Genomic DNA, 13,414 nt, shown 5'->3' on the forward strand with positions numbered 1-13,414 from the left:
TTCCTTGAACATGCGTTCCCCGGAGACCCTTCGCATGGACCGTTTGCTTTCCCGAGTGTTGTTGCTGCTGGCCGCGCTGGTGGCGCTGCCCGCCGCTGCGGCCGATGCCAATTGGTGGCAGGCCGAATGGAAGTACCGCAAGCCGATCACCGTCGACGCCGGCCCGCAGGGCGCCGGCCTGGCCGGTGACCCGGGCCGCACGCCGTTGCTGCTGCGCCTGCATACCGGCAACTTCGGCTTCGATGGTACCCAGGATGCGGGCAGCGACCTGCGTTTCGTCTCGGGCGATGGCCGCACCGTGCTGGCCCACCAGATCGAACAGTTCGATCCCAAGCTCGGCCTGGCACTGGTCTGGGTTGATGTGCCGGCAGTCAGCGCCGCGGCACCACAGACGATCTGGATGTACTACGGCAACGACAAGGCCCCGGCCAGCGGCAATGGCCAGCAGGTGTTCGACCCGGACTACACGCTGGTCTACCACTTCGCCGAAGCCAATGCCCCCGCCCGCGACACCACCGCCTATGGCAACAATGCCGGGGCCGTGGTTCCGCCGTCCGAAGGCTCAGTGATCGGCCGCGGCGTGCAGCTGGGGGCGGGCCCGCTGCCGTTGCCGGCCAGCGCCTCGCTGGCGCAGCAGGCCGGCGCACCATTGACGGTTTCCGCGTGGATCAAGCCGGGCAACAACAGTGCCGCGCAGGCCATCTATGCCCGTCGCGACGGCGCGGGCGAGCTGGTGCTCGGCATCGAGAACCGGGTGCCGTTCGTGCAGCTCAACGGCCAGCGCAGCACGCCTGCGCAGCCGATTCCGGAAGGGCAGTGGGCGCATGTCGCGCTGACTGCAGAGAAGGGGGCACTGCAGCTGTACCTCAATGGGCGCGTGGTCGCCCAGCTCAGTGGCGATCTGCCGGCCCTGAACACCGCCGCCGTGGTGGGCGCCGACGCCGCGGGTGCGACGCAGCCACTGGCCAACTTCGAAGGTGCGCTGGATGAGCTGCGCATCTCGCGGGTGGCGCGCCCGGCGGCGCTGCTGCTGGCCGATGCCACCGCGCAGGGCGCCGATTCGCGCCTCATCAGCTACGGTGCCGACGAGCAGTCGGCCGGGCAGAGCCACTTCGGTTTCATCCTCAAGGCGATGCCGTTCGACGCCTGGGTGGTGGTGGCCATCCTTGGCCTGATGATGCTGCTGTCGTGGGCGATCATGATCGCCAAGAGCCGCCACTTTGGCCGCACCAGCAAGGCCAATGCCGTGTTCACCGAGAGCTTCGGCAAGCTGTCCGGCGTGCCGCTGCGCACCCTGTCCGACATGGACCGCCAGGGCAAGGCGCCGACCGCGATGCACGACGGTTCGCTGTGGCGCATCTACCAGGTCGCCATCGATGAGATGCAGCAGCGCCACCAGCGTGATGGCAACAGCGGCTACCTCAGCGCGGCCACCATCGCCGCCATCCGCGCCTCGATGGATGCGGTGATGGTGCGCGAGCAGGAAGGCATGGCGCGGCGCATGAACTGGCTGTCCACCACCATTGAAGGCGCACCGTATGTGGGCCTGTTCGGCACCGTCATCGGCATCATGCTGGTGTTCGTGGTGGCAGCGATGGCCGGGGCGGTGGACATCAACTCGGTGGCGCCGGGCATGGCCGCCGCGCTGCTGTGTACGGCCGCTGGCCTCGGCGTCGCGATCCCGGCCCTGTTCGGCTACAACTACCTGGGTGCGCGTGCGGAAGCCATCGGCGCGGACATGGCGGTGTTCATCGACGAGTTCGCCGCGCGCCTGGCCGAAGAGCAGGACGGGCGCGGCCCGGCCGCGGTCCAGGGCTGAGGGGCGCGCCATGGGCCAGAAGGCGAAGTTCGGCATCAAGAAGCGCGAGAAGGGCATCAACGTGACGCCCTTCGTCGACGTGCTGCTGGTGGTGCTGGTGATCTTCATCCTGACCAGCAACGCCTCCATCCCCGGCATCGAGGTCAACCTGCCGAAGGCCAGCAACAGCGTGGCGCTGGAGAAGCCGAAAACCAAGGCGATCACCATCGATCCCAGCGGCCAGGTGTTCCTCGATGCCTACCCGGTGACGATGGCTGAACTGGAAGACCGCCTGCGCACCGAACGTGCGACCACGCCGGACTTCCCGGTGATCGTGCGCGGCGATGCGCAGGTGCAATACGCGCGCGTGGTCGAGGTGCTTGACCTGCTGCGGCGGCTGGAGCTGGCCCAGGTCGGGCTGGTCACCGGCAAGGCACAGGGCTGAGGCATGACGGCCCATCAACCCCCTCGGCCGGAGCCCGGCATGCGCGGTCGCCAGCTGCTGGTGACCGTGGCGCTGGTGCTGGCCGCGCTGTTGGTGCTCGGCATCGTGGTGTGGTGGCTGCTGTTCAAGGACACCGCCAGTACCCGCAGGCCGGTGGTGCAGCCGCCGATGCTGGCGTTGCCGCCCCCTCCGCCACCGCCCCCGCCGCCTCCGGAAAAGCCGCCTGAGCCGGAAACGCCGGAAGAGACCGTACCCGAGCCCGAGCCGCTGGATCAGCCGACGCCGGCGGAAGAGCCGACGCCGACCCCGGACAACGCCGAACCGGTAACGATGAATGCCGACGCACAGGCCGGCGGTGACAACTTCGGTATCCAGTCCGGTACAGGCGGCGGCACCTCCGGCGTCGGCCGCGGCGGTGCCGGCAATGCCACCTACGGGCGCTACCTCGGCTACCTGATGCAGCAGGCGATCGCGCGCGACGACAAGGTCAAGCGCCTGGCGTTCCAGCTGCAGGTGAATGTGTGGCTGGCCGCCGATGGCCGCCTGGAAAAGGTCGAGCTGGTGCGCGGCAGTGGCAACGAGGAGGCCGATGCGGCCGTGCTCGATGCGCTGCGTCGCATCGGCAAGGTTGACCAGGCACCGCCGCCGTCGCTCGATTTCCCCGCCCGCGTCCTGATCCAGGGCCGCCGGCCCGGGGCCTGATTCCCGACTTCCGTGATTTCCACTCTTCCGATGAGAACCGTGATGAACGACCACGACCGCGCACGAACCGACTCCCGCCGCCCGCGGCCGGCCCGACGGGCGCTGCTGTGCTGCGCCGTGCTGCTCAGCCTGGCGGCCCCGGCCGGTGCGATGGCCGCAGAAACCACCATGGTCAAGCTGATCAAGGGCCTGATCGCCAGCGGCGCGTTGAAACCCGAAGACGGCCAGGCGCTGCTGGTGCAGGCCGAAGCCGAAGCGGCCGCCGCCCAACGCACTGCAGCCAGCGGTAGTGCGGCTGCCAGCGGCGGCGTGGCCCTGGAAGCCGGCGACGTGCGCGTGCCTTACGTGCCGCAGAGCGTGCGCGATGGCATCCGCGATGAAGTGCGCCAGGACGTGATGGCGCAGGCGAAGTCGGAAGGCTGGGCGGCGCCGAACGAAGTGGCCGAATGGACCAAGCGCATCAAGGTCACCGGTGACATGCGCGTGCGCAGCGAATCGCGCTTCTATTCCGAGCGCAACAGCGACATCGTGAGCAACTGGCCGGCGATCAATTCCGGCAATGGCTTCGATACAAACACCAACACCAACCTGCAGCTGCCGCCGCTGTTGAACAGCCGCCAGGACCGCCGCAACCTGTGGCGCATCCGTGCCCGCCTGGGCATCGAAGCGACCATCGGCCAGCACACCACCGCCGGCGTGCGTCTGGCCAGCGGCAGCAGCAATGGCCCGGTGTCGACCACCGAACAGCTCGGCGGTGGCCTGAGCAAGAAGGATGTGTGGCTGGACCAGGCCTGGCTGGCCTACAGTCCGGCGGACTGGGTGACGGTGCGCGGTGGCCGCTTCGGCAATCCGTTCTGGACCAGCGACACGCTGTTCTCCAACGACCTGAACTTCGACGGTCTGGCCGCCAACCTGAAGTACGACTTCGACGGCGGTGACCTCGACCTGTTCGGCAACCTGGCGGTGGTGCCGCTGGAGTACACCTCCGACAGTTCACCCAGCCAGAGCCGGGTCAAGACCCCGAACGAGAACAAGTGGCTGTCCGGTGCGCAGGTGGGCGTGAACTGGCGCTTCAACGATGACAATGCGCTGCGCGCGGCGCTGGGCTACTACGACTTCAAGAACATCAGCGGTCGCCTGTCTTCGCCGTGCGCACTGTATGCAGGTGCGGTGGGCTGCGATACCGACTGGTCGCGCCCGGCCTTCATGCAGAAGGGCAACACCCTGATGCTGATCCGCGACATCGCGCGCAATCCGCTGGACCCGGCCAACACGCCCACCCCGCAGTACGTCGGCCTGGCCTCGGCGTTCCGCCTGGCCACGCTGAACCTGCGTTGGGATACGCAGCTGGCGCAGGGTATCGGGCTGCGCCTGGACGGTGACTACATCCGCAACCTGGCCTACGACAAGCAGGCGATGTTCAGCCGTGCCAACAATGGCATCGTCAACAACTACGACGCGGGCGGCACCGCCAGCATCAACACCTTCCGCAGCGGCGATACCGCGTGGATGGTGCAGGCCACCTTCGGTGCCACCGAGCTGAGGGAGAAGGGCCAGTGGCAGGCACTGCTGGGTTACAAGCACATCGAGGCCGATGCGCTGCCGGATGCCTACAACGACCCCAACTTCCACCTGGGCGGCACCAATGCCCGCGGCTACTACGTGGGCGGTGCCTACGCACTGGATGCGCGCAGCTGGATCAGCGGCAAGTGGATGGCGGCCAAGGAAGTGTCGGGCGCGCCACTGTCGATCGACGTGTTCCAGCTTGAGTTCAATACCGGCTTCTAGCCGGGTCGCGTGATGCAGATCATGCCGGGCGTGGCGGGGGCGCAGCGATGCGCCCGTCTAAGGAAAGGAGACCACGCGTTGCACGAAAGGAGGAGTGGATGAGCCGTCGCAAGCTGTTTGAAAGTCCTGAACCGTCCAGCCAGGTGCTGGGTATCGGGCCGGCCTATGTATCGGTGGAGGGTCTGCGCCAGCATCTGGCGGAGTTCCTGCTGTATGCCGGCCGGCCGGTGGTGATCATGCGCGGGCGCAGCGAAGTGGGCTATTTCCTGCCAGCGCGCTGCTGGCGCCAGCGCGATGACGATCCGCTGGCGGCGGCGGCGGCCGACCAGCTGCTGGATGCAGCCGGTTTCCAGGCCGAGGACATCCAGCAGGTGGAGCAGGAGTTCAACGCCATGCGCCAGCGCACCGTACTGCATTCACGGCGCTGAGCTGTCTGTGGAGCCGGGCCCATGCTCGGCTCCACGGTAGATCCACGCCATGCGTGGATGGGGTTACGCCGCACCCCCGCGCTCACTGGTGATGCGCGCACCGTCACGCATCACCAGGGTCACCGGGGTCTTCTCTACTACCTCCAGCAACCGCTGCCACTGTGCATCGCTCAGCTCGGCGCTGGCATGCAGTACGCGGTGCACGTGGAAGCGTCCATCCTCGTCACGCTCGGAGCGTAGTTCGGCATGGAACTCACCCAGTTCCCAGCCCTTGCGCTGCGCGTACATGCGCAGGGTGATGGCGGTGCAGGCCGCCAGCGAGGCCAGGTACAGGTCGAACGGGGCGAAGCCCTTGCCCTGGCCGCCAAGCGTTGCGGGCTCGTCCGCATCGACATCGAAGCTGCCATTGCTGATGTGGTGCAGGTAGTTGTCGCCGGTCGAAACAATGCGTGCGTAGGCCATGCGGATCTCCTCTGTAGCGTCGGGCCATGCCCGACGCGTTGGACTCTACCGCCTTGCGCGCTCAGCTGCGCTGCGAATCCAGCGGCTCGTGGTTTTTCTGCACGTCCTGCGCCTTCAGGTAACTCTCGATCAGCAGCTGGTAGTTCGGGAAGATCCTGGTGTAGACCTCGGCCCACTGCTGCGCATCGTCGCGGTTCCAGCTGCGCTGGATCTCCGAGGCCACCGCGGCGGTATCCATCGGCACCACGCCGGCCTGCACCACGCGCGCCAGGGTGATCTCTTCGGCCATCTTCGAATAGGTGCCCGAGGCATCGATCACCGCGAACACCTGGTAGCCGTCGGCGACGGCGGCGATCGACGGGAAGGCCATGCACACGCTGGTGATGGTGCCGGCGATGATCAGCTGTTTGCGGCCAGTGGCCTTCACTGCGGCAACGAATTCGGGATTGTCCCAGGCATTGATCTCACCCTTGCGCGCCACGTACTGCGCATGCGGGGCCGCGTCGTGGATCTCCGGGATCAGCGGGCCATTCGGGCCCTGCGGCACCGAGGCCGTGGTGATCACCGGCATCCGGGCCAGCGTGGCCATCTTCGCCAGTGCAGTGGCGTGGGCGCGCACGGTGCTGAACGGCATGTCTGCGATGGTCTGGAACAGGCCGCTCTGGTGGTCGATCAGCAGCATCGCGGCGTTGTCCGGATCGATGACCGGGCGTGCGCCGTTGAAGTTGGCGGGGGTACTCATGATCAGTCTCCTGTGGGGGGAAGAGCCGGTGGTGGCCCGATGATGGCGGCGGGCCGGGGCCCGCCGCGTTGAAGCGCTCAGTGCGCGATCTGGCCGAAGCGGCCGCTGTTGAAGTCGTTGACCGCCTGCGCGATCTCGGCCTGGCTGTTCATCACGAACGGGCCATAGCCCACCACCGGCTCGTCGATCGGCTCACCGCTGAGCAGCAACACGGTGGCGTCGCTGTCGGCGTCGACGAACACGTCCGTGCCAGCGCGGTCGAAGGTGACCAGCTGTGCCTCGCCGACCGGCGGGCCGCCGTTGATCCGCACAGAACCCTTCAGCACGACCAGCGCCAGCGTGCGGCCATCGGCCACCGGCAGTTCGGCGTGGTGCCCCTGCTGCAGGCGGATGTCCCAGACATCCATCGGCGTGTGGGTGCGGGCCGGGCCGGCACGGCCGTCGAAGCGACCGGCGATGACCCGCACGCGGCCAGCGCCCTCAGGCAGATCCACCGAGGGAATGTCTGCATCGAGCAGGGTCTGGTAGCCCGGCGCACCCATCTTGTCCCGCGCCGGCAGGTTCACCCACAGCTGGACCATGTCCAGCGTGCCGCCGCGCCGGCTGAATTCCGGCGTATGGAATTCCTCGTGGAGGATGCCCGAGGCAGCGGTCATCCACTGCACGTCGCCCGGGCCGATGGTGCCGCCGGCCCCGGTTGAATCGCGATGGGCGACTTCGCCCTCATAGACGATGGTGACCGTCTCGAAACCACGATGCGGGTGCTGGCCGACGCCACGCGGGGTGTCGCTGGGCGCAAAGCTGTACGGGCCAGCGTAGTCCAGCAGCAGGAACGGGCTCAGGTGCTGGCCGTGGGTGTTGTACGAAAACAGCGAGCGGGCGGGGAATCCGTCGCCCACCCAATGCGGGCGGGGGGCGCTGTAGGTACCGGTGACACGCTTCATGGCGATCTCCTGGCCGGGGCTGCCGGCCGTTGCTCTTCGTTGCGGAGACGATATCGCTGCAACAATTAGCCCGGTAGACGCCACAATTTGCCGTCATAGTCCTATCTGGTGAACAATGGGTGCAGACCTTGCGCCGCAGGCATTCGCCCCGTGTTCACTGCCGATATCCGCCGCTGCGACCTCAACGACCTGTTCTACTTCGCCATGGTGGTGGAACACGGCGGCTTCTCGCAGGCCGGCCGGGCGCTGGCCATGCCCAAGTCGAAACTGAGCCGGCGCATCGCACTGCTGGAGGAACGGCTGGGGGTGCGCCTGATCCAGCGCTCGACGCGGCGCTTCTCGGTCACCGAGGTCGGCCAGGACTACTACCGCCACTGCAAGGCGATGCTGGTCGAGGCCGAGGCCGCTGAAGAGGCGATCGCACTGTCACGTGCCGAGCCGCGCGGCACGGTGCGCCTGGCGTGCCCGATCGCGATCCTGCACGCGCGCATCGGCCCGATGCTGGCCGACTTCCTGGCTCACCACCCGAAGGTAACGGTGCAGCTGGAGGCCACCAATCGCCGCGTGGACGTGGTGGGCGAGGGCGTGGACGTAGCGATACGGGTGCGGCCGCCGCCGCTGGAAGACAGCGACCTGGTGGTGCGCGTGCTGGCGCGCCGCGCCTGGTGCACCAGTGCCAGCCCGGCGCTGCTGGATCAGCTGGGCACGCCGCAGGTGCCGGCCGACCTGGCGACAATGCCGAGCGTCGATCTGGCATCGCCCAGCCAGCTGCACGTCTGGGAGTACACCGGGCCGGACGGCGTGCAGGCCAGCGTGCACCATCGCCCGCGCCTGGTCAGCGATGACATGATCGCGCTGCGCGCGGCCGCGGTTGCCGGGGTCGGGGTGTTGATGCTGCCGCGGATGATGATCAGCGAGGAGCTGGCCCGTGGTGCGCTGGTGCCGGTGTTGCCCGAGTGGGTGCCGAAGCACGGCATCGTGCACGCCGTGTTCCCATCGCGGCGCGGACTGCTGCCAGCCGTGCGGGCGTTGATCGATTACCTCGCCGAGCGTTTTGAGGCGCTGGACGAGCCATAGCCCCCGCATCCACGCATGGCGTGGATCTACTGAATGTGTCGACTCGACTGTGCTTGCCGCCCGTGGCCATGCAGCCCACAATTCACCTCCGGACCGTCGCCATCACGCCCATCATTCCCCGGTCCGGCCTTGGTACCTATGTCTCCCAATGCCCTGGCGCTGGTCGAGCTGCTGATCCGCGAGCGCCGTGCGTTGTCTCGCTTCATCGCGCGCTACCTCGACCCGGCCAGTACCGAGGACACCCTGCAGAACCTGTACCTGAAGGCCAGCAGCGTGCCCGGCGACCCGCCCATCCTAGAGCCGCGTGGCTATCTGTACCGGATGGCCTACCACCACGCGCTCAACCGCAGCCAGGCCGACGCCCGCGAGCGGCGCGCGATGGCCGAGTACGCCGCCGACATGGCCGGGGCTGGCCACGATGGCGAGGCGCAGGCGCTGGACCAGGCACAGCTGCGTGAGATCACCCAGACCATTCTAGCGCTGCCCGGGCAGGTGCGCGAGTGTTTCGTGCTCAACCGTTACCTGGGCCTGAGCGAGCGCGAGATCGCCACGCGCCTGGGAATTTCCAAGAGCCTGGTCGGCAAGCACGTACTGCGCGCGGCGCTGCTGATCCAGCAGCACCAGCAGGGAGTGAGGCGATGAACGGCGATTGCCGTGGGCAGATCGCGCCCGCCATTGTCACAACAGGAAAGCGCACCCGTTCGCGGTGCGGCAGGCCACAACCATGACCACGTCCGAACCCTCGCCGCGTCAGGCCAGGCAGGCGTTGCGCTGGGTGATCCGGTGCAGTGCAGGCCCGCTGCCGGAACGCCAGCAACGAGCCCTGCAGCGCTGGCTGCAGGCCGATCCATGCCATGCACTGGCCTGGCGCCAGCAGCAGGCCTTCTGGCAGGGGCTGGATGCCGCCGGGCCCGACGTGCTGGCGGCGCTGCCCGGGCTGACCGCCGATCGCGAAGGGCTGCGGCCGCTGGCGCCGCGCCGCCGCCTGCCGTGGCTGCTGGCCTCGGCCGCTGCCGTGGTATTGATGGTTGCGGCCGCACCGCAGGCGGTGCTGCTGGCACGCAGTGACCTGCGCAGCAGCGATGCGCCGCGCGTGGTGCAGCTGGAAGATGGCAGCACCGCCGTGCTGGATGCCGGTACCGCGCTGGCGATCGAGTTCAATGGCCAGCAACGGCACCTGCGCCTGCTGCGCGGCCAGGCCTGGTTCCAGGTGGCACACGAGGCCCGCCCGTTCCAGGTCGAGGCGGCGGGTGGCCGAGTGCATGACATCGGCACCGCGTTCAGCGTGTCGATGCAGGACAGCACGGTCACCACCCAGGTCAGCGAGGGCGTGGTCGATGTGCGTCCGGGCGATGGCAGCGTGCAGCGCCTGCAGGCCGGACAGGCACGCGCGTTCCGTGACGGGCGCTGGCTGCAACCGCTGCAGCAGGTAGGGCCCGATGACGTAGCGCCGTGGCGGCGCGGTGAAGTGGCGATCGACGATCTGCCGGCCGCACAGGCCATTGCCGATCTGGCGCGCTACCGCCGTGCACCCGTCTGGGTGCTGGGCAGTCAGAGTGCCCGCGTGCGGGTCAGTGGCCTGTTCCACCTGCAGCACCCGGAAACGGGCATCGATGCGGTGGCTGCACAGGCCGGGTTGCGCGTGCAGCGCCTGCCCGGCGGGGCGATGGTGGTCTGGTGAAGACCGGTTGGCGCGGCGCTGGATCGGCCGCATGAAAAAAACATGAAAAAACCGTGGGCAGTCGCCGCATGCGGCTGTCTATAGAGGTATAGCCAGAGCGAAACACCGTTTTTCCTCAAGCCAGACATGCCACCGGCACCGGATGTGCCGGCGGCTCCGCCCCGCTTGAGGAGTTCCTGTCCATGCCGTCCACGGCATCCGCCTGTCACCGTCGCGCCACCGTCCTGGCCCTGGCCATCTCCACCGTATTGTTGCCGTTGGCCGGGGTGCCGACCGCGCAGGCGCAACCGGCGGTCGTCGCGCCGCTGCGCCAGTACGCCATTCCCGAGCAGCCGCTGGCCGATGCCGTGCGTGCGTTCGGCCGTCAGGCCGATGCCCAGGTGGTGTTCCGCAGTGATCTGGTGGAAGGCCGTCGTTCCAGTGCGGTGAGCGGCGAGTTCAGCCAGATGCAGGCGCTGCAGCAGCTGCTGCGCGGCAGCGGGGTGCGCGCGCAACGCGGCATGGACGGCACCTGGAGCCTGCGTGCCGCAGCGGAGGCGGGTGAAGGGGAGGGGGTGCGGGTGACCGAGACACTGGACGTGGCCGGTCGCTTGCAGTCGGAAGGGGGTGAGGCCCGCGATCGGCGCGGCTACGATGATGTGTTCGCGCTGGACCTGACCACGGCGTATTCGGGGCGCGACCGGGTGGAACGCTACCGCGGCTCCAACCCGGCCGACGTGGTCAAGGATCTGGTTGGCGTGTTCAGTGGCGATGCGCGCAACAGTGGCGCACTGGACATCAACATCCGCGGCATCCAGGGGCCGGGGCGGGTGCCGGTCAGCATCGACGGGGGCGAACAGGCGTTGACCGTCTGGCGCGGCTACAACGGCGTCAGCAACCGCAACTACATCGATCCCAACCTGATTGGTGGCATCCAGGTCATCAAGGGGCCAGGGCTGGTGCGCGATGTGCACAGCGGAATCGGTGGCGCGCTGGTGATCAAGACCATCGACGTTGACGACATTGTTGCGGCCGGCGAGCGCTTTGGCGGGGAGCTGAAGATCGAAGGCAGCAGCAACGCAGTGGCACCGCGCCTGCCGCGGCTGCATACCGGCGAGGACTACCGCACGGTGCCCGGCTTCCCGCAGGGCTCGCCGGCTTCCCCCTACGACGACCGCACCCTGGTGGTGCCGGTGAAGTCGCGCAGCGGCAACAACCCCTTCGATGGCGAAGACCAGGCCTGGCGCCTGGCGCTGGGCGTGCGTGGCGACAATGTCGACCTGATGGCCGCCTACGCCTGGCGCAAGCGTGGCAACTACTTCTCCGGCAGCAAGGGCAGCGGCTACTACGACCAGGACCCGCGCGAGAAGTACGAATACCAGGGCATCGACTACATCACCACGCTGGCGCGCTACTTCAAGCCGGGCGATGAAGTGCCCAACACCTCCAGCGAGCAGGAATCGTGGCTGGTGAAGGGAACCTGGCAGATCAACGACGACCAGCAGTTGAAGGCCACCTGGCGGCGCACGCTGTCGCACTACGGCGAGATCATGCCGTCGCGGATCCTGTCCGCGCCGGACTATGGGCGCATCCAGTGGCCGCTCAGTCGCGTCGATTCGGACGCCTGGAACCTGGAGTACCGCTTCCAGCCGGCCGGCAGTCGTTGGCTGGACCTGTACGCCAACCTGTGGCGCACGGAAACAGAAAGCGACACCTACACCGCCGGTGGCTTTCCCAATTTCGCACCGGGTAATCCGGCGTGGAATCCCGGGGTCAGCCCGATCCTGCGCAACACCGCACTGGCCAATGCGCGCAATGATCGTACCGGCCTGACCCTGAGCAACCGCTTCGCGCTGCATTCCACGCTGGACCTGACCGTGGGCGGCAACTGGCAGTACGAGAAGCTGGGTTCGCGCGACCCGTACTTCGGCACCACCGATGGCTGGCGCATGTTTCCGCGTGCCGGCCGGCGCCAGGAGGGCGAAGGCTATCTCAACCTCGAATGGCGCCCGGTCGACTTCCTTACGTTCAATGCCGGCGTGCGCTACAGCCGTTACTGGGCCTTCGATGATTTCCTGCAGGCGCACCCGGAGCTGCTGACCAAGGGCGTGGGCAGCAAGGAGGCGACCTACCGGACCAATGAGCTTCCCGAGCGGCCGGCCAGCCTGCAGGCAGAGATCGATGCACTGGAGGCCGAACGCGAGTTCTGGGAGAGCATCGGCATGGGTTCGGTGATCGACGATGCACTGCGTGGCCTGCTGGCGTACTACGAGACGCCGCAGGCGGTGGAACATCGGCTTCCGTGGTTGCCCGATGCCAACGGCAACTATGCCCGTGCGACCAACCCCTGCCTCAACGGCAAGGTGGCGGCCATACCCGGCGTTCTGCCGATCTACCCCGGCAGCGACCTGGTCTGCACTATCGGCAACACCATGCAGTCGCGGCCGGTGGACGGGCGCAGTGACCGCCACCGCGATCACGCGTGGTTGCCTACTTTCTCGGCCACGGTGAACCTGTCCAAGGCCGCGCGCGTCTACCTGCGCTACAGCGAAGCAGTGCGCTTCCCCAGCATGTTCGAAAGCACCATCGCGTTCTCCAGCAGCCTCAACCCGCTGTACACGCTCAAGCCCGAGCATGCCTACAACTACGAGCTGGGCTACGTGCACAACCTGTCGGGCCTGTTCGGCAACACCGCCGATGCCGACGTCAAGCTGGCCTATTACGTGCACAAGACCCGCAACGTGATCGAGCGTGACGCCTACTTCCTGTTCGACAACATCGACAAGCAGACCATCCGCGGCATCGAGCTGCAGGCACGCTTCGACAACCGGCGCTTCTTCACCGACCTGGGTATTTCGCGCACGCTGGAAAACGAGGTGTGTGACGAAAGCACGGCCGTGCTGCTGGATGCCAACCGTGGCCTGGTGCCAAACTGCGTGCAGGACGGTTTCGTCAGTGGCTACCTGCTGACCCAGGCGATTCCGAAGTTGTCGGTGAACCTGTCGCTCGGTACGCGCCTGTTCGATGAACGGTTGGAACTGGGCAGCCGCATCGTGCACTACCAGCGCCACGAGAACCCTGATCTGCAGGCCTACCGCGACCGGTTGCTGGCCGGTGGCAGCAGCCTGCTCTGGCAGAACGTGCCGTTCACCTGGGGCAACATCACCACCGTTGATGCCTATGCACGCTGGCGCTTCAACGAGCACGCCAGCGTCGAGCTGGTCGGCAGCAACCTCGGAAACCGCTACTACGTCGACCCGGCCACGCGCTCCACGCTGCCGGCGCCGGGCCGCACCCTCAAGCTCGGCATCACCGCGCGCTTCTGACCTCCCGCTTTCAAGCGTTGTACCCGTAGTTCCCACAACCCA

At 67.5% G+C, this 13,414-nt stretch carries 12 protein-coding genes; 9 read left to right on the top strand and 3 right to left on the bottom strand.

Annotated elements, in window-relative coordinates; translation table 11 throughout:
• The first annotated feature begins 34 nt into the window (after positions 1-34).
• From SSKA14_RS12190 to SSKA14_RS12210, 5 genes are all read left to right on the top strand, one after another.
• On the top strand, positions 35-1,819 hold the full coding sequence (locus SSKA14_RS12190) for a MotA/TolQ/ExbB proton channel family protein (protein ID WP_008268190.1): 1,785 nt from the start codon (positions 35-37) through the stop codon (positions 1,817-1,819).
• Between the two features lie 10 nt (positions 1,820-1,829).
• A complete protein-coding gene (locus tag SSKA14_RS12195) occupies positions 1,830-2,243 on the top strand; it encodes a biopolymer transporter ExbD (protein WP_005409874.1) in 414 nt (137 codons plus the stop codon).
• 39 nt (positions 2,244-2,282) lie between these two features.
• A complete protein-coding gene (locus SSKA14_RS12200; protein ID WP_008264999.1) occupies positions 2,283-2,945 on the top strand; it encodes a cell envelope integrity protein TolA in 663 nt (220 codons plus the stop codon).
• 42 nt (positions 2,946-2,987) lie between these two features.
• Positions 2,988-4,733, top strand: coding sequence for a putative porin (locus SSKA14_RS12205; RefSeq protein ID WP_040007611.1), 1,746 nt, complete (start codon positions 2,988-2,990; stop codon positions 4,731-4,733).
• Between the two features lie 98 nt (positions 4,734-4,831).
• The gene (locus tag SSKA14_RS12210) at positions 4,832-5,161 is read left to right on the top strand and encodes a hypothetical protein (RefSeq protein ID WP_008264586.1); all 330 of its coding nucleotides are present in this window, start codon (positions 4,832-4,834) and stop codon (positions 5,159-5,161) included.
• 63 nt (positions 5,162-5,224) lie between these two features.
• On the opposite strand, the gene SSKA14_RS12215 is transcribed toward SSKA14_RS12210, so the two are convergent.
• From SSKA14_RS12215 to SSKA14_RS12225, 3 genes are all read right to left on the bottom strand, one after another.
• Positions 5,225-5,623: an OsmC family protein gene (locus SSKA14_RS12215; protein WP_008268560.1), complete on the bottom strand. Its 399-nt coding sequence runs from the start codon at positions 5,621-5,623 to the stop codon at positions 5,225-5,227.
• A 61-nt stretch (positions 5,624-5,684) separates the two neighbouring features.
• Positions 5,685-6,365 carry a hydrolase gene (locus tag SSKA14_RS12220; protein ID WP_008266816.1) on the bottom strand — a complete coding sequence of 227 codons (681 nt, stop codon included), beginning with the start codon at positions 6,363-6,365 and terminating at the stop codon, positions 5,685-5,687.
• A 77-nt stretch (positions 6,366-6,442) separates the two neighbouring features.
• Positions 6,443-7,309 (bottom strand): pirin family protein, encoded by an 867-nt coding sequence (locus SSKA14_RS12225; RefSeq protein ID WP_008268562.1) that lies wholly within the window; start codon positions 7,307-7,309, stop codon positions 6,443-6,445.
• Positions 7,310-7,459: 150 nt separating this feature from the next.
• Here SSKA14_RS12225 and SSKA14_RS12230 point away from each other — a divergent pair, with 150 nt between their 5' ends.
• The 4 genes from SSKA14_RS12230 to SSKA14_RS12245 all read left to right on the top strand — a co-directional run bounded on the left by SSKA14_RS12230 (position 7,460) and on the right by SSKA14_RS12245 (position 13,372).
• Entirely contained in the window at positions 7,460-8,386 is a 927-nt protein-coding gene (locus tag SSKA14_RS12230; protein WP_008266129.1) for a LysR family transcriptional regulator, read from the top strand.
• Positions 8,387-8,524: 138 nt separating this feature from the next.
• The gene (locus SSKA14_RS12235; RefSeq protein ID WP_008266486.1) at positions 8,525-9,028 is read left to right on the top strand and encodes an RNA polymerase sigma factor; all 504 of its coding nucleotides are present in this window, start codon (positions 8,525-8,527) and stop codon (positions 9,026-9,028) included.
• An 82-nt stretch (positions 9,029-9,110) separates the two neighbouring features.
• Positions 9,111-10,067: a FecR domain-containing protein gene (locus tag SSKA14_RS12240; RefSeq protein WP_040007614.1), complete on the top strand. Its 957-nt coding sequence runs from the start codon at positions 9,111-9,113 to the stop codon at positions 10,065-10,067.
• A gap of 182 nt (positions 10,068-10,249) precedes the next feature.
• Positions 10,250-13,372, top strand: a complete 3,123-nt coding sequence (locus tag SSKA14_RS12245; RefSeq protein WP_008266464.1) for a TonB-dependent receptor — start codon at positions 10,250-10,252, stop codon at positions 13,370-13,372.
• Positions 13,373-13,414 lie beyond the last annotated feature (42 nt).

Origin of the sequence: Stenotrophomonas sp. SKA14, from assembly GCF_000158575.1 — a bacterium.
Classification (GTDB): domain Bacteria; phylum Pseudomonadota; class Gammaproteobacteria; order Xanthomonadales; family Xanthomonadaceae; genus Stenotrophomonas; species Stenotrophomonas forensis.

Excerpts from the sequence above, each read along its gene's own strand:
- SSKA14_RS12190 (WP_008268190.1), top strand. The coding sequence starts at position 35 with ATGGACCGTTTGCTTTCCCGAGTGTTGTTGCTGCTGGCCGCGCTGGTG.
- SSKA14_RS12195 (WP_005409874.1), top strand. The coding sequence starts at position 1,830 with ATGGGCCAGAAGGCGAAGTTCGGCATCAAGAAGCGCGAGAAGGGCATC.
- SSKA14_RS12200 (WP_008264999.1), top strand. The coding sequence starts at position 2,283 with ATGCGCGGTCGCCAGCTGCTGGTGACCGTGGCGCTGGTGCTGGCCGCG.
- SSKA14_RS12205 (WP_040007611.1), top strand. The coding sequence starts at position 2,988 with ATGAACGACCACGACCGCGCACGAACCGACTCCCGCCGCCCGCGGCCG.
- SSKA14_RS12210 (WP_008264586.1), top strand. The coding sequence starts at position 4,832 with ATGAGCCGTCGCAAGCTGTTTGAAAGTCCTGAACCGTCCAGCCAGGTG.
- SSKA14_RS12215 (WP_008268560.1), bottom strand. The coding sequence starts at position 5,623 with ATGGCCTACGCACGCATTGTTTCGACCGGCGACAACTACCTGCACCAC.
- SSKA14_RS12220 (WP_008266816.1), bottom strand. The coding sequence starts at position 6,365 with ATGAGTACCCCCGCCAACTTCAACGGCGCACGCCCGGTCATCGATCCG.
- SSKA14_RS12225 (WP_008268562.1), bottom strand. The coding sequence starts at position 7,309 with ATGAAGCGTGTCACCGGTACCTACAGCGCCCCCCGCCCGCATTGGGTG.
- SSKA14_RS12235 (WP_008266486.1), top strand. The coding sequence starts at position 8,525 with ATGTCTCCCAATGCCCTGGCGCTGGTCGAGCTGCTGATCCGCGAGCGC.
- SSKA14_RS12240 (WP_040007614.1), top strand. The coding sequence starts at position 9,111 with ATGACCACGTCCGAACCCTCGCCGCGTCAGGCCAGGCAGGCGTTGCGC.
- SSKA14_RS12245 (WP_008266464.1), top strand. The coding sequence starts at position 10,250 with ATGCCGTCCACGGCATCCGCCTGTCACCGTCGCGCCACCGTCCTGGCC.